General features: G+C 70.8%; 19 protein-coding genes. 5 read left to right on the top strand and 14 right to left on the bottom strand.

The genetic code is table 11. The annotated features are described in order from the left end of the window. Window positions 1-26 precede the first annotated feature (26 nt). Together QFZ26_RS09085 and QFZ26_RS09080 are read left to right on the top strand one after the other, a co-directional pair. Window positions 27-1,190, top strand: coding sequence for a Gfo/Idh/MocA family protein (locus QFZ26_RS09085; protein WP_307041339.1), 1,164 nt, complete (start codon window positions 27-29; stop codon window positions 1,188-1,190). 42 nt (window positions 1,191-1,232) lie between these two features. After that, window positions 1,233-2,240, top strand: coding sequence for a sugar phosphate isomerase/epimerase family protein (locus QFZ26_RS09080; RefSeq protein ID WP_307041338.1), 1,008 nt, complete (start codon window positions 1,233-1,235; stop codon window positions 2,238-2,240). 81 nt (window positions 2,241-2,321) lie between these two features. Here the strand turns inward: QFZ26_RS09080 and QFZ26_RS09075 are convergent, their stop codons facing one another. The 10 genes from QFZ26_RS09075 to QFZ26_RS09030 form a co-directional block, all read right to left on the bottom strand. Continuing rightward, window positions 2,322-3,569: an ROK family transcriptional regulator gene (locus QFZ26_RS09075; RefSeq protein ID WP_307041336.1), complete on the bottom strand. Its 1,248-nt coding sequence runs from the start codon at window positions 3,567-3,569 to the stop codon at window positions 2,322-2,324. A gap of 70 nt (window positions 3,570-3,639) precedes the next feature. Beyond that, window positions 3,640-4,218: an isopentenyl-diphosphate Delta-isomerase gene (idi, locus tag QFZ26_RS09070; protein WP_307041335.1), complete on the bottom strand. Its 579-nt coding sequence runs from the start codon at window positions 4,216-4,218 to the stop codon at window positions 3,640-3,642. Continuing rightward, window positions 4,215-5,618: an alkaline phosphatase family protein gene (locus QFZ26_RS09065; protein WP_307041333.1), complete on the bottom strand. Its 1,404-nt coding sequence runs from the start codon at window positions 5,616-5,618 to the stop codon at window positions 4,215-4,217. Before QFZ26_RS09065 ends, idi begins: the two co-directional genes overlap by 4 nt. Next, window positions 5,615-6,784 (bottom strand): metabolite traffic protein EboE, encoded by a 1,170-nt coding sequence (eboE, locus tag QFZ26_RS09060; RefSeq protein WP_307041331.1) that lies wholly within the window; start codon window positions 6,782-6,784, stop codon window positions 5,615-5,617. Before eboE ends, QFZ26_RS09065 begins: the two co-directional genes overlap by 4 nt. Then, window positions 6,784-7,659, bottom strand: a complete 876-nt coding sequence (locus QFZ26_RS09055) for a TatD family hydrolase (RefSeq protein ID WP_307041329.1) — start codon at window positions 7,657-7,659, stop codon at window positions 6,784-6,786. The genes eboE and QFZ26_RS09055 overlap by 1 nt, the downstream gene beginning before the upstream one ends. A gap of 2 nt (window positions 7,660-7,661) precedes the next feature. Next, a complete protein-coding gene (locus QFZ26_RS09050; protein WP_307041327.1) occupies window positions 7,662-8,282 on the bottom strand; it encodes an EboA domain-containing protein in 621 nt (206 codons plus the stop codon). Beyond that, the gene (locus QFZ26_RS09045; RefSeq protein ID WP_307041325.1) at window positions 8,279-9,166 is read right to left on the bottom strand and encodes a sugar phosphate isomerase/epimerase family protein; all 888 of its coding nucleotides are present in this window, start codon (window positions 9,164-9,166) and stop codon (window positions 8,279-8,281) included. Before QFZ26_RS09045 ends, QFZ26_RS09050 begins: the two co-directional genes overlap by 4 nt. Beyond that, entirely contained in the window at window positions 9,163-10,029 is an 867-nt protein-coding gene (locus QFZ26_RS09040; RefSeq protein WP_307041323.1) for an SCO3242 family prenyltransferase, read from the bottom strand. Before QFZ26_RS09040 ends, QFZ26_RS09045 begins: the two co-directional genes overlap by 4 nt. After that, complete coding sequence (locus QFZ26_RS09035; RefSeq protein WP_307041321.1) at window positions 10,026-11,333, bottom strand: inositol-3-phosphate synthase; 1,308 nt, start codon at window positions 11,331-11,333, stop codon at window positions 10,026-10,028. Before QFZ26_RS09035 ends, QFZ26_RS09040 begins: the two co-directional genes overlap by 4 nt. Next, complete coding sequence (locus QFZ26_RS09030; RefSeq protein ID WP_307041319.1) at window positions 11,330-12,010, bottom strand: polyprenyl synthetase family protein; 681 nt, start codon at window positions 12,008-12,010, stop codon at window positions 11,330-11,332. Before QFZ26_RS09030 ends, QFZ26_RS09035 begins: the two co-directional genes overlap by 4 nt. A 64-nt stretch (window positions 12,011-12,074) precedes the next feature. Here QFZ26_RS09030 and QFZ26_RS09025 point away from each other — a divergent pair, with 64 nt between their 5' ends. Further along, the gene (locus QFZ26_RS09025) at window positions 12,075-12,455 is read left to right on the top strand and encodes a hypothetical protein (RefSeq protein WP_307041317.1); all 381 of its coding nucleotides are present in this window, start codon (window positions 12,075-12,077) and stop codon (window positions 12,453-12,455) included. A 252-nt stretch (window positions 12,456-12,707) separates the two neighbouring features. On the opposite strand, the gene QFZ26_RS09020 is transcribed toward QFZ26_RS09025, so the two are convergent. Continuing rightward, window positions 12,708-13,238, bottom strand: coding sequence for an alpha-hydroxy-acid oxidizing protein (locus QFZ26_RS09020; RefSeq protein ID WP_307041315.1), 531 nt, complete (start codon window positions 13,236-13,238; stop codon window positions 12,708-12,710). A 103-nt stretch (window positions 13,239-13,341) separates the two neighbouring features. Here QFZ26_RS09020 and QFZ26_RS09015 point away from each other — a divergent pair, with 103 nt between their 5' ends. Both QFZ26_RS09015 and QFZ26_RS09010 read left to right on the top strand, forming a co-directional pair. After that, entirely contained in the window at window positions 13,342-13,749 is a 408-nt protein-coding gene (locus QFZ26_RS09015; protein WP_307041313.1) for an NUDIX domain-containing protein, read from the top strand. Window positions 13,750-13,769: 20 nt separating this feature from the next. Continuing rightward, complete coding sequence (locus QFZ26_RS09010) at window positions 13,770-15,308, top strand: alpha/beta hydrolase (RefSeq protein ID WP_307041311.1); 1,539 nt, start codon at window positions 13,770-13,772, stop codon at window positions 15,306-15,308. Between the two features lie 384 nt (window positions 15,309-15,692). Here QFZ26_RS09010 and QFZ26_RS09005 read toward each other — a convergent pair whose 3' ends face one another. The 3 genes from QFZ26_RS09005 to mmsA are packed head-to-tail and all read right to left on the bottom strand — an operon-like array spanning window position 15,693 to window position 19,748. Next, complete coding sequence (locus tag QFZ26_RS09005; protein WP_307041310.1) at window positions 15,693-16,808, bottom strand: substrate-binding domain-containing protein; 1,116 nt, start codon at window positions 16,806-16,808, stop codon at window positions 15,693-15,695. 55 nt (window positions 16,809-16,863) lie between these two features. After that, window positions 16,864-18,204, bottom strand: a complete 1,341-nt coding sequence (mmsB, locus tag QFZ26_RS09000) for a multiple monosaccharide ABC transporter permease (protein WP_307041307.1) — start codon at window positions 18,202-18,204, stop codon at window positions 16,864-16,866. Next, window positions 18,201-19,748 carry a multiple monosaccharide ABC transporter ATP-binding protein gene (gene mmsA, locus QFZ26_RS08995; protein ID WP_307041305.1) on the bottom strand — a complete coding sequence of 516 codons (1,548 nt, stop codon included), beginning with the start codon at window positions 19,746-19,748 and terminating at the stop codon, window positions 18,201-18,203. Before mmsA ends, mmsB begins: the two co-directional genes overlap by 4 nt. Window positions 19,749-19,905 lie beyond the last annotated feature (157 nt).

The raw sequence follows: 19,905 nt of genomic DNA, 5'->3' as shown, positions 1-19,905 counted from the left end.
CGTCGAGGCCGATGAGAGAGAGAACGATGACCTCGATGCGCGTAGCCATGATCGGCTACGGATTCATGGGCGCCGCGCACTCGCAGGGCTGGCGCGTCGCGCCGCGGTTCTTCGATCTGCCGGCGACGCCCGAGATGACGCTGCTCGTCGGCCGCAATGGCGGGTCCGTGGCATCCGCTGCCCAGAAATGGGGCTGGGCCGAGACCTCCAGCGACTGGCGTGAGGCGATCGCCCGCGACGACATCGACGTCATCGACATCGTCACTCCCGGCGACTCTCACGCGGAGATCGCGATCGCCGCCCTCGATGCGGGCAAGCACGTGCTGTGCGAGAAGCCACTCGCCAACTCCGTCGCCGAGGCGGAGCAGATGGCCGCCGCCGCCGAACGCGCCGCCGCGCGCGGCGTCCTCGCGATGGTCGGGTTCACCTACCGCCGGGTGCCGGCCGCCACGTTCGCGCGCCGGCTCGTCGCCGACGGTGCCATCGGCGAGGTGCGCAGCGTGCGCGCCGAATACCTGCAGGACTGGCTCGTCGATGAGACCGTTCCCCTCGCGTGGCGGCTGCAGAAGGAGCACGCCGGCTCCGGCGCTCTCGGGGACATCGGAGCGCACGCCATCGACCTCGCCCAATTCATCACCGGCCAGCGCCTCACCAGCGTCGCAGGCACCATCGACACGGTGGTCGCCGAGCGCCCGCTGCTCGCCGAGGGCAGCGGACTCTCCGGCACGGCCGGCGCCGGCTACGGAGCGGTCACCGTCGACGACGTCGCCCTGTTCAGCGGGCGATTCGAGCAGGGCGCCCTCGGCGCCTTCGTGGCGTCTCGCATGAGCACCGGCCGCAAGAACGCGCTCCGCATCGAGGTGTCGGGATCGCGAGGAGCGATCGCCTTCGACCTCGAGGACATGAACTCGCTGGGGTACTACGACGACACCGCACCGGCCGATCGCAGGGGCTTCACGAAGATCCTGGTGACCGAGCCGCAGCACCCGTACATCGCCGCCTGGTGGCCGGCCGGCCATATGCTCGGCTACGAGCACGGGTTCGCACACCAGGCCAAGGACTTCGTCGAGGCGATCGCCGCTGGTGCGCAACCGACGCCCTCGTTCGCCGATGGCCTCCAGGTGCAGCGCGTCCTCGGCGCCGTCGAGCAGAGCTCCGGCGCCCGCGGCATCTGGACCACCACCGACTGAAACGCCACCGCACCGACGCACTCACGCATCAAGGAGGATCCCGTGACTCGACCGATCACCCTGTTCACCGGCCAGTGGGCCGACCTTCCCCTCGAGGAGGTCGCCCGCCTGGCCTCATCATGGGGGTACGACGGCCTCGAGCTGGCGTGCTGGGGCGACCACCTCGACCCGTGGCGCTGGGACGACGACGACTACATCGCCGATCGGCTCGCGCTGCTCGAGCGCCACGGCCTCAAGGTGTGGGCGATCTCGAACCATCTCACCGGGCAGGCCGTCTGCGACGATCCCATCGACGCGCGGCACCAGGGCATCCTCCGCGACCGCGTCTGGGGCGACGGTGACCCCGAGGGCGTGCGCCAGCGAGCTGCCGAGGAGATGCAGAACACCGCCCGTCTCGCCGCGCGGCTCGGGGTCGACACGGTCGTCGGCTTCACGGGTTCCGCGATCTGGAAGTACATCGCGATGTTCCCGCCGGTCTCACAAGAGGTCATCGACGCCGGCTACCAGGACTTCGCCGACCGGTGGAACCCCATCCTCGACGTCTTCGACGAGGTCGGCGTGCGCTTCGCCCACGAGGTGCACCCATCCGAGATCGCCTACGACTACTGGACGACGATGCGCACCCTCGAGGCCATCGGGAACCGTCCGGCGTTCGGCCTGAACTGGGACCCCAGCCACATGGTGTGGCAGGACCTCGACCCGGTCGGCTTCCTCTGGGACTTCCGCGAGCGCATCTACCACGTCGACTGCAAGGACACGCGCAAGCGCATGGTCAACGGCCGCAACGGGCGGCTCGGCTCCCACCTGGCCTGGGCCGACCCGCGTCGCGGATGGGACTTCATCTCGACCGGGCACGGCGACGTGCCCTGGGAGGACGCGTTCCGCATGCTGAACACGATCGGCTACCAGGGCCCCATCTCGATCGAGTGGGAGGATGCCGGCATGGACCGCCTGCTCGGCGCGCCCGAGGCGCTCGAGTTCGTGCGCAGGCTCGCGTTCGACGCTCCCGACGCAGCGTTCGACGCCGCCTTCAGCACGAAGGCCGAGTAGCGCCGACTCTCACACACCGCACGATGACGGATGCCCCGGGGCCGACCCCGGGGCATCCGTCATCTGTCTCTGCGAAACGGGTCAGACCTTCGCCGCCGTCGGCGCCCCGATGACCATCTCCTCGATGTTCGACGGCGACAGCGCGTGGTGGATGGCGAGCATGCAGGCGCCGAGCACGGCGGCGTCGGCACCGGCCTTGGACTGGGTGATCTGCAGGTGCTCGGTGGCGAGCGGCATCGACCGGGTGTAGACGATCTCGCGAACGCCGGCGATGAGGTGCTCGCCGGCCTGGGCGAGCGAGCCGCCGATGACGATCACCGACGGATTGATGAGGCTCACACATGTCGTGAGGACCTCGCCGATGTCGCGGCCGGCCTGGCGAACGGCCTGGATCGCGGTGATGTTACCGCCCTTGACGAGCTCCACCACGTCTTGGCTCGACTCGGGCGCCATGCCCGACATGCCCGTCGCGCCCGCCAGGTCGCGGAGTTCGCGCCCGAGCGCGGGACCGGAGGCGAGCGCCTCGAGGCAGCCGCGGTTGCCGCACTGGCAGGGGACGTCGGCGCCGCGCGCCACGTGGACGTGGCCGATGTCGCCGGCTGTGCCCTGCGCACCCCGCTGCAGGATGCCGCCCGAGATGACGCCGGAGCCGATGCCGGTCGCGACCTTCACGAAGATGAGGTGGTCGACTTCGGGCCACGAGAGCTCGCGCTCGCCGAGCGCCATGATGTTCACGTCGTTGTCGACGAGCACGGGCGCGTCGAAGGTGCCGCGGAACCAGCCGGGCACGTCGAACCGGTCCCAGCCGGGCATGATCGGCGGATTGATGGGGCGTCCGCTGCTGTGCTCGACGGGACCGGGGAGCCCGATGCCGATCGCGAGCAGGTCGGCGGGTGCCCGCCCCAGCTGGTCGAGGAGGTCGTGTGCGGCACCCGAGACCCAGGTCAGCACCGCCTCGGGTCCTTCGGCGACGCGAATGCGCTCACTGGTCTCGGCCTGGATACGACCGGTCAGATCGCTCACGGCGATGCGCACGTGCGAGGCGCCGACGTCGACGCCGAGCACCACCCGCCCGCTGGCCGCGATCGCGAACTGCGACGACGGGCGACCGCCCGTCGAGACGGCGTCGCCGACGGGCCCCACGAGGCCCAATTTCATGAGGGCGTCGATGCGCAGGGCGACGGTGGATCGGGCGAGGCCCGTCATCGCCGAGAGCTCGGTTCGCGTGCGTGGGCGCCCGTCGCGCAGGATCTGGAAGAGGTCGCTCGCCACGGAGGAACCGAGGGCGGTGATATGCCGGTCCTGGTCGGTGCGACTTATGTCGGTCATGTGTCCATTCTTCCACAATTCGTGGTCAAAGTTCCGGGTGCTCAGTCGCAAGGGCACCCCTCTTTCGTTATCACGATTCAACGCGGAGCACCCCCTCCGCGCGCAGTTCCCCGGCCTGCAACACGCTCCATGGGCTGAGGAGCGACGGCATGGCGTCGACGACCCGGAAGAAGTCTGCCGGGTCGACCCAGCGCCAGTCCATGACCTCGTCGGCCGCCGGATCCGGATCGGCCGGCAGCTCCGCGAAGTACACGGGGCACACCTCGTTCTCGACGATCCCGTCGGGCGCCACCGCGCGGTAGCGGAAGTCGGGCAGCACCGGCCGGAGCGAGGTGGGCTCGACGCCCAGCTCGGATCGCAGCCGGCGGCGGATCGCCGACTCGAGATCCTCCCCGGGCGACGGATGACCGCAGCACGTGTTGGTCCACACCCCGGGCCAGGTCTGCTTGCCGAGCGAACGCCGCGTCAGCAGCATCCGGCCGTCGCGGTCGAAGCCGTAGCAGGAGAACGCGAGGTGCAGCGGCGTCTCGGTGCCGTGGACCCTCGCCTTGTCCATCGCGCCGACGGGGACGCCGTCGGCGTCGAGGAGCACCACCTGCTCCACCTGCTCGACCGGCTCGACCTCCTCGACCGGGAGGGCCACGGTCACGTCGTCGCCACCGATGCGCCGACCCCGGCCGCCTGCAGCACGAGGTCGCGCACCCGGGCCGCGGGCACCGTGTCACGGGCGCCGTCCCAGAACGGCAATGCGGCATCCGAGCAGAGCAGGAGCGGGGAGTCCGCCTTCGAATCGGGGAGACGGCCGTGCGTGCCCCGAACCCACGAGGGGTCGAGCGGCACGACATTCATCGCGTACCGGAGCCCGACCTTCTTGCGCAGGAGGCCGAGGCCCGCACGGGCCTTCGCGAACCGGTCGGCCGGGTCGAAGAAGAGCTCGGCCGGATCGTAACCGGGCTTGCGGTGGATGTCGACGCCGCGCGCGAACTCGGGCGCGCGATCGTCGTCGAGCCAGTAATAGTAGGTGAACCACGCGCCCGGCTCGGCGATCACGACGAGCTCGCCCGATCGCTCATGGTCGAGCCCGTACCGCTGCTGGGCCGAGCGGTCGAGCACCTCGTCGACGCCCGGCACCTGCCCCAGCAGGTCGCGCACCCGGTCGACGTCGGCGGGGTCGACCACGTAGACGTGCGCGACCTGGTGGTCGGCCACGGCGAATGCGCGGGACGTCCACGGATCGAGTTGCTCGCGCCCCTGCTGCTCGTAGACCTCGAGGAGGCCCTCGGCGCGGAGGACGCGGTTGATGTCGACCGGCCGGTTCGCGGTCTCGATGCCGTACTCCGCGACCGCGATCACGGTGGCGCCTGCGGCCTGCGCGTCGTCGAGCAGCGGCGTGATCACCACGTCGAGCTCCGCGGCCGCCCGATCGGCTTCGACCGACTCGGGCCCGAAGCGCTGGAGGTCGTAGTCGAGGTGCGGCAGGTACGCCATCACGAGGTCCGACTGCTGCTCGCGCATGATGATGCGGGTCGCCTCGACCATCCACCGGGTCGACGCGATGGACGCCGTCGGCCCCCAGTACTGGAAGAGCGGGAACTCGCCGAGCGCACCGGTCAGCTCGTCGTGCAGCGCCGGGGGTCGCACATAGGCGTCGGGCGACTTGCGCCCGTCGGCATGGTAGACGGGCCGAGGGGTGACGGTGATGTCGGTGCTCGCCCCCATCGCGTACCACCAGCCGATGTTCGCCGCCGTGAAGTCCGGCCGCTGCCGCCGTGCGGTCTCCCAGACCTTCTCCCCCTGCACGAGCGCGTTGTGCTGGCGCCAGAGGTGCACCTCGCCCTGGTCCCGGAAGTACCAGCCGTTGCCCACGATGCCGTGCCCGGCCGGGGTGCGGCCCGTGAGCATGGTCGACTGCACGCTGCAGGTCACCGCGGGCAGCACCGTGCCGAGGCCGGTCTGGACTCCGGATGCCGCGAGGGCACTGAGCCGCGGCATGTGCGCCAGCGTGCGCGGGGTCATGCCGACGACGTCGAGCAGGAGCACGGATGTCACGCGTTCACCTCCGAGGGTGCGAGCACGGCGGACGACGGATGCCGCGCGTCGCTGTCGAGCAGCAGGTCGGCCGCCCACCGCACCTCACCGGCGATGCCGGCCACGAGGTCGTCGACGGGCTCGGGAAGCACGGTCCAGGTGTAGGTCTCGACATCGACGTGGGCCTCGTCACCGTGCGGGATGCCACGGACCGCGTCGAGCGCGGCCACGAGCACGTCGGTCGTCGCGGTCAGCGGGGCGCGCGGCGTCAGGTGGAGCGGGACATGGAAGTGCACCCGCCACGGCCCCTCGGCGGGCAGCCGGTCGAGGGCGTCCGCGAGGTCGTCCGTGGCGAGCACGGTGCCGTCACGACCCTGCTCGCGCGTCTGGTGGAGGTAGCGCGGTTCGACGAACGCCGCGATCGCGTCGCGGCTTCGCGAGTCGGACGGGTCCTCGACGTGCAGCGCCGCCGAGGCCTGCACCTTCACGACCCGGAGTCCGGCGTCGGCGATGCCGCGGACCGCGTCGGCCGGGTCCGCGAACGACACGGCGAGGTGGCAGGTGTCGAGGCAGACGCCGACGAACTCGGGATCGATCTCGCCCGAGCGCGTGCGCGCGCCGAGCCACTCGACCACGTCGTGCACGGTGTCGAGCACGCAGCCGGGTTCGGGCTCGATTGCGAGCCGCACCGTGCGGCCGGTGTCGTCGCGGAGTGCGCGCAGCACGCGCGACACCCTCGCGAGCGACGCGGTGGCCTGCCAGTCGTCGTCGGCCGTCCACGGGTCCCGCCATCCGAGCGGGAGCGTCGAGATGCTGCCCGCGCCGCCCTCGGGGAGGAGGTCGGCGAGCACCGTGGCGCAATCGATGGTGTGCGCGACCCGGCGGGCGTCGGTCCAGTCCGGCCGGTAGACGTCGAGCTTCACGACCTCGGCGTGGAACGCGCGGTACGGAAAGGCGTTGATGGTTCGCAGGACGAGCCCGTTCGCGTCGAGCCGCGCGCGCAGCCGGTCGCGATCCTCCGCGCTCGCGGCCAGGCGCGAGGCGAGGTCGGCCGGGAGCCACAGCCCCACGCCGAGCTGATCGAGCCCCGCCGCCCGCCGCACGGGCCCCGAGAAGGCGTCGAGCTGTTCGAGCACACCGTCGAGGTCTTCGGCGGGGTGCACGTTGGTGCAGTACGACAGCTCCATCAGGCTCGCGCCCCTCGCAGCACCGAGTTGCCCTCGAAGGTCGCCGGGGCGACCGGTTCGTCTTCGGCGAAGCCGGGCACCGGATCGAGGTGCAGGCGCCCGCTCTGGCCGTAGAACGCCACCGGGTTCTGCCAGAGCACGACGTCGACGTCGTGCTCCGAGAAGCCCGCGTCGAGCATGGCCTGCCCGGTCTTGCGGGTCTTCAGGGGGTCGGACTGGCCCCAGTCGGCCGCCGAGTTCACGAGCATCCGCTCGGTGCCGTACTCGCGCAGGATCGCGACCATGCGGCGCTCGTCCATCTTGGTGTCTGGGTAGATCGAGAAGCCCATCCAGGCGCCGGACTCCGCGACCTCGCGGACCGTCGTCTCGTTGAGGTGATCGACGACCACGCGCTCGGGGCCGATGCCGGATGCACGCACGACGTCGAGCGTGCGCGTCGTGCCGGCGGCCTTGTCGCGGTGCGGCGTGTGCACGACCGCGGGCAGCCCGACGTCGCGGGCGAGTGCGAGCTGCGTGACGAACACCTCATCCTCTTCGGGCGTCATCGAGTCGTAGCCGAGCTCGCCCACGGCCACGACGCCGTCCTTGGCGAGGTAGCGCGGCAGCACCGCGAGCGCTTCGCGGCAGCGCGGGTCGTTCGCCTCCTTCGGGTTCAGGCCGATCGTGCAGTGATGGCGGATGCCGTACTGGGCAGCACGGAATCGCTCCCACCCGATGAGGGCGTCGAAGTAGTCGACGAAGCTCCCGACGCTCGTGCGCGGCTGGCCGAGCCAGAACGACGGCTCGACGACGGCCCGCACTCCGGATTCGTACATCGCGACGTAGTCGTCGGTCGTGCGGGCGCTCATGTGGATGTGGGGATCGAAGATGCGCATGTTCAGCCTCCAGGCGTCGTGGTGGTCGTGGTGATCGTCGCGAGCCTCGTCATGTCGTCGCTCACCGTGCGCCCGGCGGCCTGCCGCTCGGTGATCAGGGCGGCCGCCATGCGGGCGAGTTCGGGGTCGGCGCGACGCTCGAGGTCGGCGACGACGTCGAGGGGGATGCCCATGAAGAGCGCCTTGAGCACGCCGTGCCGCCACCCGTGCTGGTCGAGGTGCCCGACGGCGAACGGCCCGAGGGCGGCCGCGACGAGGCGCGGGTCGTTCGTGCGCAGTGCGTCGGCCACGAGCTCGACGCCGACGGCCGCGACGTCGGGCGGCACGTTCGACGACTCGTTCAGCCCGCACAGCACGCCGCGGCGCTCGGCGTCGTCGCCGTATCGGTAGAGGTCGGCGAGCTGCGCTGCCGCAGGGGCTGCCGGCAGCGCAGCGAGCAGCGCGCACACGAGCTCGGCGCGGGCGCGGTCGTCGACGGTGCCGTGACGCACGCCGAGCGGGTCGGCGACCGGGTCGATCGGAGCACGCCCGACGGCGCGCCCCGCCGCCGGGAACAGCACGACGATGCGCTGCGGTTCGGCGGCCACCTCGCTCACGGCCGTCACGGTCCACTGGTTCGTCATCGTTCCCTCCATGCGTCGTGGATGGCCCGCATGCTCCGCGCGGCGACCCGGGGCGCATCGTGGGCGTGCCGCGGCAGCTCCATCGCCGCCACGCCGTGGAAGCCGATCTCGTGGAGCGTCGCGAGCGCGGCGGCGAGGTCGAGCCGGCCCCGGCCGAGTTCCAAGTGCTCGTGGGCGTCGGGCATCATGTCGTCGACCTGCACGTTGACGAGCAGCGGGCCCGCGGCGCGAAGGGCCCCCACGACCCCCTCGGGTTCGACGAGGACGCAGTGCCCGAGGTCGACGGTGATGCCGAGCACGTCGGGCGAGCCGAGCTCCTCGCGGAGTCGAAGGGCGTCGTCGACGGTCTCGATGAGCATGCCGGGCTCGGGTTCGACGCCGAGCGTGACACCGGAGGCCTCGGCGTACGCGACGATCTCGCGCATGCGCGGCAGCAGCCGGCGCCAGCCCTCTTCGGGGCCGACCCCCTCGGGAAGGACACCCGACCAGAGCGAGACGCAGTCGGCACGCAGCGTCACCGCGAGGTCGATGGCGCGGCGCAGGAAGCGCATCCGCGCTGCCGCGTACTCGTCGACGAGGGTCGGCCGGTGCTTGGCATACGGGTCGAGCAGGTAGCGGGTGCCGGTCTCGACCACGACCCGCCATCCCAGCTCGTCGAGTCGTTCCCGCAGGAGCGCCGCCCGGTGGTCGGCATCCTCGGCGAACGGGTCGAGGTGCGGGTGCCCGAGCGTGAGCGCCAGTGCGCCGTAGCCCGTCGACTCCAGCACCCGGAGTGCGGCGTCGAGGGGGTGGTCGGTGAATCCGTTGGTGCCGTACCCGAGTACGAAGCCCGCTCCGGGCAGCGGGCCCGCGGCGTGCGCGGTGTCGCCGAGCGCGATCGTCATGTCACGTCACCTGCCCGGCGCCGTGCCGCGAGCCGGCGGCGGAGGAGGTCGACGGCCCCGAGTGCCATCGCGGGAAGGTGCGCGCCCGTTCGTGCGACGAGCGTCGCCTGCAGCGGGATCATCGCGCCGATGCCGGCTCGTGTCGCAGTACGGACGTTGCCGGCCGAGGGGTCGTCGAGTGCCGCGAGTTGGCTCGGCAGCACGGCGCCCGCATAGGCGGCGCCGCCGGCCAGCGCGCCGGCCACCGCGATCGGGCTGTGCACGCCGCCGGCGACGGACGCGATCGTCGTGGCACTGGTCACGGTGAGGCCGGCGGCCGCGACCCGGGTCGAACCGCCGTGCACCTCCCCGCGCGACTGGGCGGTGACACCGGCCGTGTGCAGGGCCACTGCGGCCGCAGCGGGCACTGCCGCGCGAGCGCCGCCGGCGCCCATCATGACGTCGAGTCCACGACATGCCGCCATGCTCACGGGGCCGATGACGGTGTCCTTGAAGACCGTGTTGTACGACACGATCGCGCCGACGAGCGGCACCGCGACCGTGAGGGCGCGACGCCCTCCCCCGCCGGCGGCGAGGCCGAGCCCCACCGCCATGCAGGCCACGGCGATGCCGAGCGCCCGGCGCGGCGCGATCCGCCCCGAGGGGATGGGCCGCTCCGGCCGTTCGACGGCGTCGAGCGTGCGGTCGGCGTAGTCGTTCAGGGCCATGCCGCCGCTGTACAGGAAGACGGATGCCACGGGCAGCAGCCACTGCCGACGGCGCAGCCGGCCGCCGCCGGCGTACCCGCCCGCCATCGTGTCGCCGAGGACCGTGAGCGCCGCGGGCGCGCGCACGAGCTCGAGCACGTCGCCGACGGTGGTCAACGTGCGGTCCCGACGGACCGTGCCTCCGCCGACAGGCGGGCGCCGGTCGCCTGCGCCCACTCGATCAGTGCGGCGGTCTGCCGTCCGAAGTCGTGCACATCGCTGCCCCACGGATCCTTGAAGAAGAAGCCGAGCTCCGGCACGACGCCCCGAGCACCGGCCGCGTCGGCGAGGCCGAGCAGGCGGGCGAGGTCGAGCACGAGCGGGGCGGCGAGCATGGAGTCGTAGGCGCTCCACGTCGTCTGCAACGTGATGCGCGTGCCGAGGAATCCCTCGGCGTGGATGTGATCCCACGCCGTCTTGATGTCGCCGAGGTCGGGCACGTTGTCGATGTGCAGGGGCGCCACGACGTGCTCGCCGACGAGGCTGCGTAGGCCGCGGGTCTTCGACACGAGCTTGCTCTGCACCGCTTCGGGGTCGGCCAGGGTGGCGCCGTCGCCGCCGCCGAGCAGGTTCGCGCCCGCCCAGGAGTGCACGTGCATGCCGCGCGCGCCGAACATCGGCGCGAGGGCGGTGCGGATGAGGGTCTCACCGGTCTTGCCGTCCTGTCCGCCGAACGGGATGCCGCGCCGGTCGGCCAGCTCGACGAGGGCGGGCAGTGCGAGGCCGGTCGACGGCGTGAAGCACGTGTACGCGCTGCCGGAGTGGATCGCCGCCAGCGCGGCGATCGAGCTCGCCGGCAGCAGCTGCGACTCCGTCTCCTCGATCGCAGCCGAGAGCTGCTCCGCATCGTGGAACTCGGGACGATCGCCGATGAGGGGCTCGGTCGACGAGACGTCGATGACCACGACGCGGTCGAGGCCGTTGCGGTCGCGGAAGGCCGTGATGTCGTCGGCGAGACGTCGGGCTGCCTCGGCCTGGCTACCGGTGTTCGTGGCCGGATCGTAGCCGGGCCGGATCTCGGCGTCGGCGCGTTCGAGCGCCGCGAGCGCCCCCGTCACGTAGGCCTGGGGGATCATGCCGGTGTCGGCGAGCATCTGCGCGCGACGCGGCAGCGGCGTCGTGCTGACGTCGTGCCCGCCGAGCACGAAGTCGCCGTAGCCAGGCAGCGGCACGCCCGCGAACTCGGGGCCGGCGGTCGCACACCCGATGGGTGCTGCGAGCCCGGTGGCGAGCGCGTTCAGTCCGACAGCCACGGCGGTGGCCACCGATCCGCGCGCGCCGATGAGCCAGACGCCGACACGCCCGTGAGCCCATCCGGTCGACGCGGGGTTCGTGGACGCCGCGGTGTCGAGCGTCGGTTCATTGAAGGTGGATGCGGTGTCGAGCATGGTCACGTGGTTCCTCCAGGGTGTTGCGGTCATCGGGTTCGGCTTCGCATCGAGCGAGCGAGTTCGGCGAGGTAGGTCGCGAGGGGGGCGGGCAGTTCGGCGGCGGCGAGCCGGATGCCGCGGGCGACGTGGTCGTCGATCGCCTTCGTCACGTCGTCGCGCGCGCCAGTGCGCAGCACGATGTCGCGCACCAGGTCGGCGTCGCCCTCGGTCGCGGTCGGCATGCCGAGCACCGCGTCGAGCGTGTCGCGGTCGGCGGTCTCGGCACGCGCATACGCCAGGCGCACGTGCTCGGTGCGTTTGCCCTGTTGCACGTCGGAGAGCACCGACTTGCCGGTCTGCGCCTCGGATCCGAACAGGCCGAGGTCGTCGTCGGCGAGCTGGTAGGCGATGCCGAACGCGATGCCGGCACGGTCGAGGACGTCGATGAGGTCCGCGGATGTCAGGCCCGCCGCGATCGCCCCCAGCCTGAGCGGAAGCGAGACGCTGTAGACGGCGGTCTTCAGCTCGGCGACGCGCTCGGGTTCGGCCAGGTCGGGCCGCAGCAGCTCGGACCGCACGTCGAGCAGCTCGCCCGCGATCGTGCGTTCGAGGGCGGAGGCGGCCTCGAGCGCCAACCGGTGCCGCACCGGCACCGGAGCCGGTGCCATGAGGAGTGCGAGGAGTGCCGCGTTCAGGGCGAGATCGCCCGCGAGCAGCCCCGCGGCCATCGCCTGGCGCTCCGCCGCGGCATCCGCGACGCCGGCCGCGCGGTCGCCCTCCCGGTAGCGGGCGATGAGATTCGCCGAGCCCGTGCCGCGTGCGGTCGCCGTCGATGAGGTCGTCGTGCATGCAGAGTCCGAGGTGGAGGATCTGCTGCGCGCCGGCGACGTCGCCGAGCAGGCTCCGGTCGGCCCCGCCGAACCCGAGGTAGGCGGCTGCCACCAACCGCGGTCGGAGGTGCTTGCCGCCGTCCGAGGCCTCCGCCTCGTCGAGGAGCCGTCGCACCGCGGGTCCGGCGTCGGCGCACCGGGCGCGGGCACGATCCCAATGTGCCGCGGTGACGGCCGGGGCAACGGCACCGAACGCCTCGACGTCGTGCCTCAGCAGCGCCGCCGCGTCGCGCGGCACGGGAAGCAGGCCCTCGGTGGCCGGGGGTGCGGTCATCGGCGGTGATGACGTCATAGAGCTCCTCCGTCGACGTTGACAGGCAGGCACGACGCCGGCGGATGCCGGCGTCGGATGCGCGGGTCGGCGGGGGACCCGAGGGCTTCCGCCGATTGGTGCGATAAAAGACAACCTAACGCCGACGTAAGTCGAACGCAATGGGCCACCGTTACGAGTTCGTGTGGTACAACTGTCGGCCGAGAGCGCAACGAACTCACCGCATCCAGGGCGCGGCATCGGGCCCCATCGTCGGGGCCCGTTTCAGGAGACCCGGAGGGACTCCGGTCCGATGTCGGCGACTGAACGATGCCCGGCCAGCCCCATCGTGAGGTCGAGCTCCGCGATGTGGTTGCGCACCACTTCGCGCACGCCATCGGCGCCGGCGACGGCGAGCCCGTACGCATACGGCCGCCCGATACCCACCGCCGTCGCCCCGAGCGCGAGCGCGATGAACGCGTCGGCTCCGCCGCGCACCCCGCTGTCGAGCAGCACGGCTACCCGCCCGGCAACCCGTTCGACGACGCCCGGCAGCGCATCGAGCGTCGCGACGGCGCCGTCGACCTGGCGGCCGCCGTGGTTCGAGACGACGAGGCCGTCGACGCCGTGGTCGAGCGCCCGCGCCTCGGCGCCGGCCCCGCCCGCGAGGTAGCTGAACGCCTCGGCCGACAGGGCCTTGCGCGCGGCGCGCTCGAGCGCGGCGCCGTCGACCGGCACGGCAGGCCGCATGCCCGAGAGGCCGGCCCGGTACACCTCCGACTGCACGTCACGGGCGAATCCGCGGTTGTCGCTCATGTGGTCGCTCCCTCGCGATCGGCGCGTGCGAGCCAGCGTAGTCGCGCGGGGCACGCCCGAGGAGGCGGACGGGAGGCCGGATGCACCGCTTAGGGTGGAACGGATGTCCCAGCTGCCCGACCTCCTCGTCGCCGCGATCGCCCTCGTGCGAGACCGGCGCGTGCTCATGGTCACCGCACGCGACCGCGAGGTGTACTACATGCCCGGCGGCAAGATCGACGCCGGCGAGACCGCCGCCGAGGCCGCCGCCCGCGAGGCGCTCGAGGAGGTCGCGCTCGTGCTCGACCCGGCCGAGCTCGACGAGCTCTTCGAGGTCGTCGTGCAGGCGCACGGCGAGCCCGACGGGCGGCTCGTGCGCATGCGGGTCTTCCGTGCCGAGACGGATGCCGCGCCCTTCGCCTCCGCCGAGGTCGGCAGCCTGCACTGGGTGACGACGGACGAGACCCACCGCTGCCCGCCCGCCGGCGCCGAGGTGCTCACGCGGCTCGCGGCATACGGCCTCATCGACTGACGCGCACATAGACTGCGGGCATGGCGACCACCCGCGAGTTCCGGAGTGGCGAGCACGTCATCGTCCTCCGGGAGTCGGGCCGAGCCGACGGGCCCGACTACGTGCTCGTGCATGGCCTCGGCATGGCCCATGAGTACTGGAGCGACCTCGCCGAGCGGCTCGATGCTACGGGCACCGTGTACGCGCTCGACCTGCCCGGCTTCGGCGACGCCCCGCAGCCGCGCGAACCGCTCAGCATGGAGGCCGCCGGCGAGCTCCTCGCCGAGCTGCTCGTCGCCGAGGGGATCGACCGCGCCGTGCTCGTCGGCCACTCGACCGGTGCCCAAGTCGCATCCGAGACGGCGGCGCGGCATCCGGAGCTCGTCGATCGGCTCGTGCTCATCGGGCCGACGGTGAACCCTCGCGAGCGCACCATCATGCAGCAGTCGCTGCGCTTCCTGCAGGACGTCGCCGTCATCAACCCGAAGGTCGCGGCGGTCGGGCTCGCGCAGTACTCGGAAGCGGGACCGAAGTGGTTCGTCGCGAACCTCCGCCCGATGATCGAGCACCGCCTCGAACGCGTCCTCCCGCAGATCGCCGCCGACACGCTCGTCATCCGCGGTGAGCACGACCGCATCGTGCCGCGGTACTGGGCTGAGGAGATCGCAGCGCTCGTACCGAAGGGGCGCTACGTCGAGGTTCCCGGACACGGCCACGACACGATGCTGGCGGGCGTCCGCGAGGTCGGCGAGCTCATCGCCCGGCACGCCCACGGCCGGCCGGCCGGCCGTGTCGTGTCGCAGCCTGCCGAACCCATGAAGGCGATGCAGCTGAGCTGGCCGAGCGCCCTCGGCTTCTGGGCGCTCGACTACGTCTACGCGGTCCTGCGCCAGCTCGCGTTCCTCACCGAGGGGCGCCGTCCGCCGGCGCGCTGGCGCACGGGCGACTCCGCCAAGCCGCAAGTGGTGCTGCTGCCCGGCGTGTACGAGCACTGGTCGTTCCTGCGCCCGCTCGGCGATGCACTCAACGCCGATGGGCATCGGGTGCTCGCGGTGCACGGCATGGGCGTCAACCGCCGGGCGATCGCCGACACCTCGCTGCGCATCGCGCGGGCGCTCGGCCGGGTGCGGGTGCCCGAGGCCGGACGGGTCCTCGTGGCGCACAGCAAGGGCGGGCTCATCGGCAAGCACCTGCTGCTCGACGAGCACGCCGACGCACTCGGCATCCGCGGCGTCGTCGCCGTGTGCACGCCGTTCGCCGGCGCACGGCGGGCACGACTCTTCACCGACCCGAGCATCCGCGCGCTATTGCCGGGCGACGAGACGATCGTGATGCTCGGCAGCGCGACCTCGGTCAACGCCCGCATCGTCTCGGTGTTCGGCACGTTCGACCCGCACATCCCCGACGGCAGCGCGCTCGACGGCGCCACGAACATCCGGGTGCCGGTCGCCGGGCACTTCCGCGTGCTCGGCGCACGCGAGACGCTGCTCGCGGTGCGCGATGCCGTCGCGCTGCTCACCGCGGTGGATGCGGAAGATGCAGGCGACGCAGCCGACGCCGAGACGGCCGGACGAGCATGACGACCCCCGCTCCGCCTCGGCTCCCGAGCCGCCGCTCGACGAGCGCCACGTGCCGGTCGCCGGGCTCGCGCCGCTCATCGCCACGCTCACCGGGGCGCCGCTCGCGGGTGGCCCGCAGCCGAACGACGCCCTGGTGCCGGAGTGGGCCGGCGTGGTGATCGCCGGCCAGCGGCGCGGCGGCAAGGCGAACGACATGAGCTATCCCGCGCGGGCTGTGCTGCCGCGCCCGTGCCATGCGGCGGCACTTCCCCACTTCGGCGCACGTTCGTCGCCCGGGCGCAGGGAGGGACCTGCGCCGACGCGAGCAACTTGCGCCGAGCTACGACGTGCACGACGTGAGGTCCCCGCACCAATGGCGCGGGGACCTCGCGTCGTGGATACGGCCTACTTGGAGGCGTTCACGATCTCGAGAAGGTTCGGGTTGCTGGCGTACGCGTCCGCGGCATTCTCCTTGGTGACGATGACCGGCGGGATGAGGTAGGCGGGAACCACCTTCACGCCATTGTCGTACTGCTCGGTGTCGTTCACCTCGGGCTCTTCGCCCTGCTGCAGCGCCTGGATCATCGTGATGGTCTCCGCGACGAGGATCGCGGTGTCCTTGTTGATCGTCGAGTACTGCTCGCCGGCCATGATCGACTTGACGGACTCGACCTCGGAGTCCTGGCCGGTCACGGTGATCTTCGAGATGTCCTTGCCGGCCTGCTTGATCGAGGTGATGATCGCGCGACCGAGCGTGTCGTTGGGCGACAGCACGCCGTCGACCTCCTGCGAACCATAGGTGGAGGTCAGCAGCGAGTCCATCCGGCTCTGCGCGTTCTCGGCCTCCCAGCCCTGGGTCGCGGTCTGGCCGATCTCGGTCTGGCCGGACGCGACGACGAGGGTGCCGTCGTCGATCTTCGGCTGCAGCACCTCCATCGCACCGTTGAAGAAGACTGCCGAGTTGGCGTCGTCGGGCGAGCCCGAGAAGAGCTCGATGTTCCAGGGCGCCTCGTGGCCGCTGCGCTCGGCGAGCCCGTCGAGCAGCGCCTGGCCCTGGAGTCGTCCGACCTCGAAGTTGTCGAATGCGACGTAGTAGTCGACGTTCTCGGTGTTCTCGATCAGGCGGTCATAGGCGATGACCTTCACGCCGGCGTCAGCCGCCTGCTGGAGCTGGGTGCCGAGCTGCTTGCCGTCCTTCGCGCCGATCACGATGACCTTGGCGCCGTTGGTGATCATGGCCGAGATCTGGTTCTGCTGCTCGGCCACCGTGTTGGACGCCGGGGCGTACTGCACGTCGGCCTCGAAGCCGGCCTCGGCGAGACCATCCTCGAAGAGGCCGCCCGCGAGCACCCAGTTCTCGGAGGTCTTGTCGGGCAGTGCGACGCCGATGGCGGCGTCGGCGGCGAAGCCGGCGGCTTCGGTGCTGGCGCCTTCGGTGCCACCGCGCTCGGACGAGCAGCCCGTGAGCGCCAGCGCTGCGACGGCGGCCAAGGCCACCGAGGTCAGAGCGATTCTCTTCATTGATCAGTCACTTTCTATTGAGTGGAGGTGAGACGACGCCGGATGGCGCTGGTCATCAACGGATCACGTCCGCCGGCTGGCTCGTCTCGTTCGTCCCGGCCGACGGAACGACGGCGGGAGGTTCGGGTGCGGTCTCGAGTCGCGAGGCACGTCGTCGCGACCAGATTCCGAGGATGGATGCTCCGCCGCTGCGCTTGCTGAGCACGTCGACTCCGACGGCGATGAGGAGCACGAGACCCTTGATGATCGACACGAGGTCGGCGCCGACGCCGAGCAGCTGGAGTCCGTTGTTGAGGAATGCCATCACGAGGCCACCGATGATGGACCCGATGACGGTGCCGATGCCGCCGGAGACGGCGGCGCCGCCGATGAACACCGCCGCGATCGCGTCGAGCTCCCAGCCGTTGCCGTCCTGCGGTCCGGACGCCGTGGAGCGGGCGACGAAGATCATCCCGGCGAGTGCCGCGAGTACCGACATGTTCATCATGACGAAGAAGTCGACGCGTCGATCCTTCACCCCGGAGAGGGAAGCTGCGAGCCGGTTGCCGCCGACGGCGTAGATGTGCCGGCCGAACACGGTGTTGTTCGTGATGAAGGAGTAGATGATCACGAGCACGACGAGGATGAGGCCCGAGATCGGGAAGCTCGTGCCCGGCCGGCCGGTGGCGAACAACCACGCGGCCCACAGAATGGCGCCGCCGACGACGACGACCTTCACCGTCGAGACCCAGACGGGCGCCGGCTCGGAGCCGGTTCGCCGCTGCTGGCGGCGCAGGTGCACCTCATTCCAGACGACCCAGGCGGCCCCGATCAGCCCGAGCACCATCGTGAGCACGTTGAACGGCAGCGGCACGGCCAGCTCTGGCAGGTAGCCGGCTCCGATGACTCCGAACTCCTGCGGCACCGCGATCGTGGTCGACTGCCCGATGAACTGGTTGCCGCCTCGGAAGATGAGCATGCCCGCCAACGTCACGATGAACGCGGGCACCCCGATGTAGGCGACCCAGAACCCGTGCCACGCGCCGATGAGTGCACCGACGACGAGCCCGAGCACGATGGCGAGCGGCCACGGGATGTTCCACTCGGCCATCGCCTTCGCCACCACGATCCCGACGAACGCGGCGACGGAGCCCACGGACAGGTCGATGTGACCCATGATGATCACCATCACCATGCCGATCGCGAGGATCAGGATGTAGGAGTACTGGTTCGCCACGTTGATGAGGTTCGTGGGAGAGAGCGTCAAGCCGTCGGTGAGCACCTGGAAGAGCAGGACGATCACGATCAGGGAGCCGAGGATGCCGAACTGACGCACGGTCGACTGGCCGCTGCCGAACACCTTGCGGATGTCGCGGAGCCCGCCGCCCTTGCTCGTCGTGTCCTTCACGCTCGTCATTGCTGTGCCTTCTTCCTGTCTGAGGTCATGCTCCGCATGAGGTGCTCCGGCGTCGTGTCGGATGCGGAGACCACATCCGTGATCCGCCCCTCGAACACCGTGTAGATGCGGTCGGCCATGCCGAGGAGCTCGGGCAGCTCGCTCGAGATGAGGATGACGCCCTTGCCCTGTGCCGCCAGCTCCTGGATGATCGCGTAGATCTCGTACTTGGCTCCGACGTCGATGCCACGCGTGGGCTCATCGAGGATCAGCAGATCGGGATCCGTGAACATCCACTTGGCGAGGACGACCTTCTGCTGGTTGCCGCCCGAGAGCTTCGCCACACCCGCCTCCACGGTCGGCGTCTTGATGCGGAGGCGCTTGCGGTATTCCTCGGCCGTTCGGTGTTCCTCGAAGCTGTCGATGACTCCCCGGCGCGCGATCCTCGAGAGCTTGGCGGCGACGATCGACCGCTTGATCGAGTCGAGCAGGTTCAGCCCGAGGGCCTTTCGGTCCTCGCTGACGTATGCGAGCCCGTGCGCGATCGCGGACTCGACGTCTTTCAGGACGAGGTTCTCGCCGTCCTTCGTGATCGTGCCCGAGACGTAGTTGCCGTACGACCTGCCGAACAGGCTCATGGCGAGCTCGGTCCGCCCGGCGCCCATGAGTCCGGCCAGGCCGACGATCTCCCCGCGCCGCACGTTGAGGTGGGCTCCGCGCGCCACGAGCCGCTCCGGCACCTGCGGGTGCTGGATCGTCCAATCCCGTACCTCGAAGAAGACCTCGCCGATCTGCGGCGTGCGCGGGGGGAACCGGCTCTCGAGGGAGCGGCCCACCATGCCGCGGATGATGCGGTCCTCATCGACGCCGCCGGCGTGCACATCGAGCGTCTCGATGGCGTGGCCGTCGCGGATGATCGTGATCGAATCGGCGATCTGCTCGATCTCATTCAGCTTGTGGCTGATCATGATCGAGGCGATGCCCTTGCTCTTCAGCCCGCGGATGAGGTCGAGGAGATGCTGGGAGTCGTCTTCGTTGAGCGCGGCGGTCGGCTCATCGAGGATCAGCAGCTTCACGCGCTTCGAGAGTGCCTTGGCGATCTCGACGAGCTGCTGCTTGCCGACACCGAGATGCTTGATCTGCGTGTCGGGATTCTCGTCGAGCCCGACCCGTGCGAGGAGGGCGGTCGCCTCGCGCGTCGCCTGTACCCAGTCGATCCTGCCCGCCTTGGCGATCTCGTTGCCGAGGAAGATGTTCTCGGTGATCGACAGCTCGGGGATGAGGGCGAGCTCCTGATGGATGATCGCGATGCCGGCGTGCTCGGAGGCTCGAATGTCCCTGAACTCGACGAGCTCGCCGCCGAACCAGATCTGGCCGTCGTAGGAACCCGCCGGGTACACGCCCGAGAGCACCTTCATGAGCGTGGACTTGCCGGCACCGTTCTCGCCGCAGATGGCGTGGATCTCGTTGGCTCGCACCGTGAGGGAGACGTCGGACAGCGCCTTGACGCCCGGGAACTCCTTCGTGATCGAGCGCATCTCGAGGATGGGCGGTTGCTCGCTCATGTGATCGCCGCCCCTGCGTACCGCGTGCGGGTGAACTCCATCGTTTCCTTCGAATCCTTGCATGTCAGCGTTGTCATGGCAGAGTTGCACATACCAACGCCGCCGTCAACTCACCGTGGCGGTTCGTTGATCACGATTCGGTCACCCGAGCACGAGG

Source organism: Agromyces ramosus (genome assembly GCF_030817175.1).
Classification (GTDB): Bacteria; Actinomycetota; Actinomycetes; order Actinomycetales; family Microbacteriaceae; genus Agromyces; species Agromyces ramosus_A.
Note: the sequence above shows the minus strand (reverse complement) of the source record. Positions and strands in the feature narration are given on the sequence as shown.

Coding starts and splice junctions, on each gene's coding strand:
- QFZ26_RS09085 (WP_307041339.1), top strand. CDS start 27: ATGACCTCGATGCGCGTAGCCATGATCGGCTACGGATTCATGGGCGCC.
- QFZ26_RS09075 (WP_307041336.1), bottom strand. CDS start 3,569: ATGACCGACATAAGTCGCACCGACCAGGACCGGCATATCACCGCCCTC.
- eboE (WP_307041331.1), bottom strand. CDS start 6,784: ATGGAGCTGTCGTACTGCACCAACGTGCACCCCGCCGAAGACCTCGAC.
- QFZ26_RS09055 (WP_307041329.1), bottom strand. CDS start 7,659: ATGCGCATCTTCGATCCCCACATCCACATGAGCGCCCGCACGACCGAC.
- QFZ26_RS09050 (WP_307041327.1), bottom strand. CDS start 8,282: ATGACGAACCAGTGGACCGTGACGGCCGTGAGCGAGGTGGCCGCCGAA.
- QFZ26_RS09045 (WP_307041325.1), bottom strand. CDS start 9,166: ATGACGATCGCGCTCGGCGACACCGCGCACGCCGCGGGCCCGCTGCCC.
- QFZ26_RS09035 (WP_307041321.1), bottom strand. CDS start 11,333: ATGACCGCAACACCCTGGAGGAACCACGTGACCATGCTCGACACCGCA.
- QFZ26_RS09030 (WP_307041319.1), bottom strand. CDS start 12,010: ATGGCCGCGGGGCTGCTCGCGGGCGATCTCGCCCTGAACGCGGCACTC.
- QFZ26_RS09025 (WP_307041317.1), top strand. CDS start 12,075: ATGAGATTCGCCGAGCCCGTGCCGCGTGCGGTCGCCGTCGATGAGGTC.
- QFZ26_RS09020 (WP_307041315.1), bottom strand. CDS start 13,238: ATGAGCGACAACCGCGGATTCGCCCGTGACGTGCAGTCGGAGGTGTAC.
- QFZ26_RS09015 (WP_307041313.1), top strand. CDS start 13,342: ATGTCCCAGCTGCCCGACCTCCTCGTCGCCGCGATCGCCCTCGTGCGA.
- QFZ26_RS09010 (WP_307041311.1), top strand. CDS start 13,770: ATGGCGACCACCCGCGAGTTCCGGAGTGGCGAGCACGTCATCGTCCTC.
- QFZ26_RS09005 (WP_307041310.1), bottom strand. CDS start 16,808: ATGAAGAGAATCGCTCTGACCTCGGTGGCCTTGGCCGCCGTCGCAGCG.
- mmsB (WP_307041307.1), bottom strand. CDS start 18,204: ATGACGAGCGTGAAGGACACGACGAGCAAGGGCGGCGGGCTCCGCGAC.
- mmsA (WP_307041305.1), bottom strand. CDS start 19,748: ATGAGCGAGCAACCGCCCATCCTCGAGATGCGCTCGATCACGAAGGAG.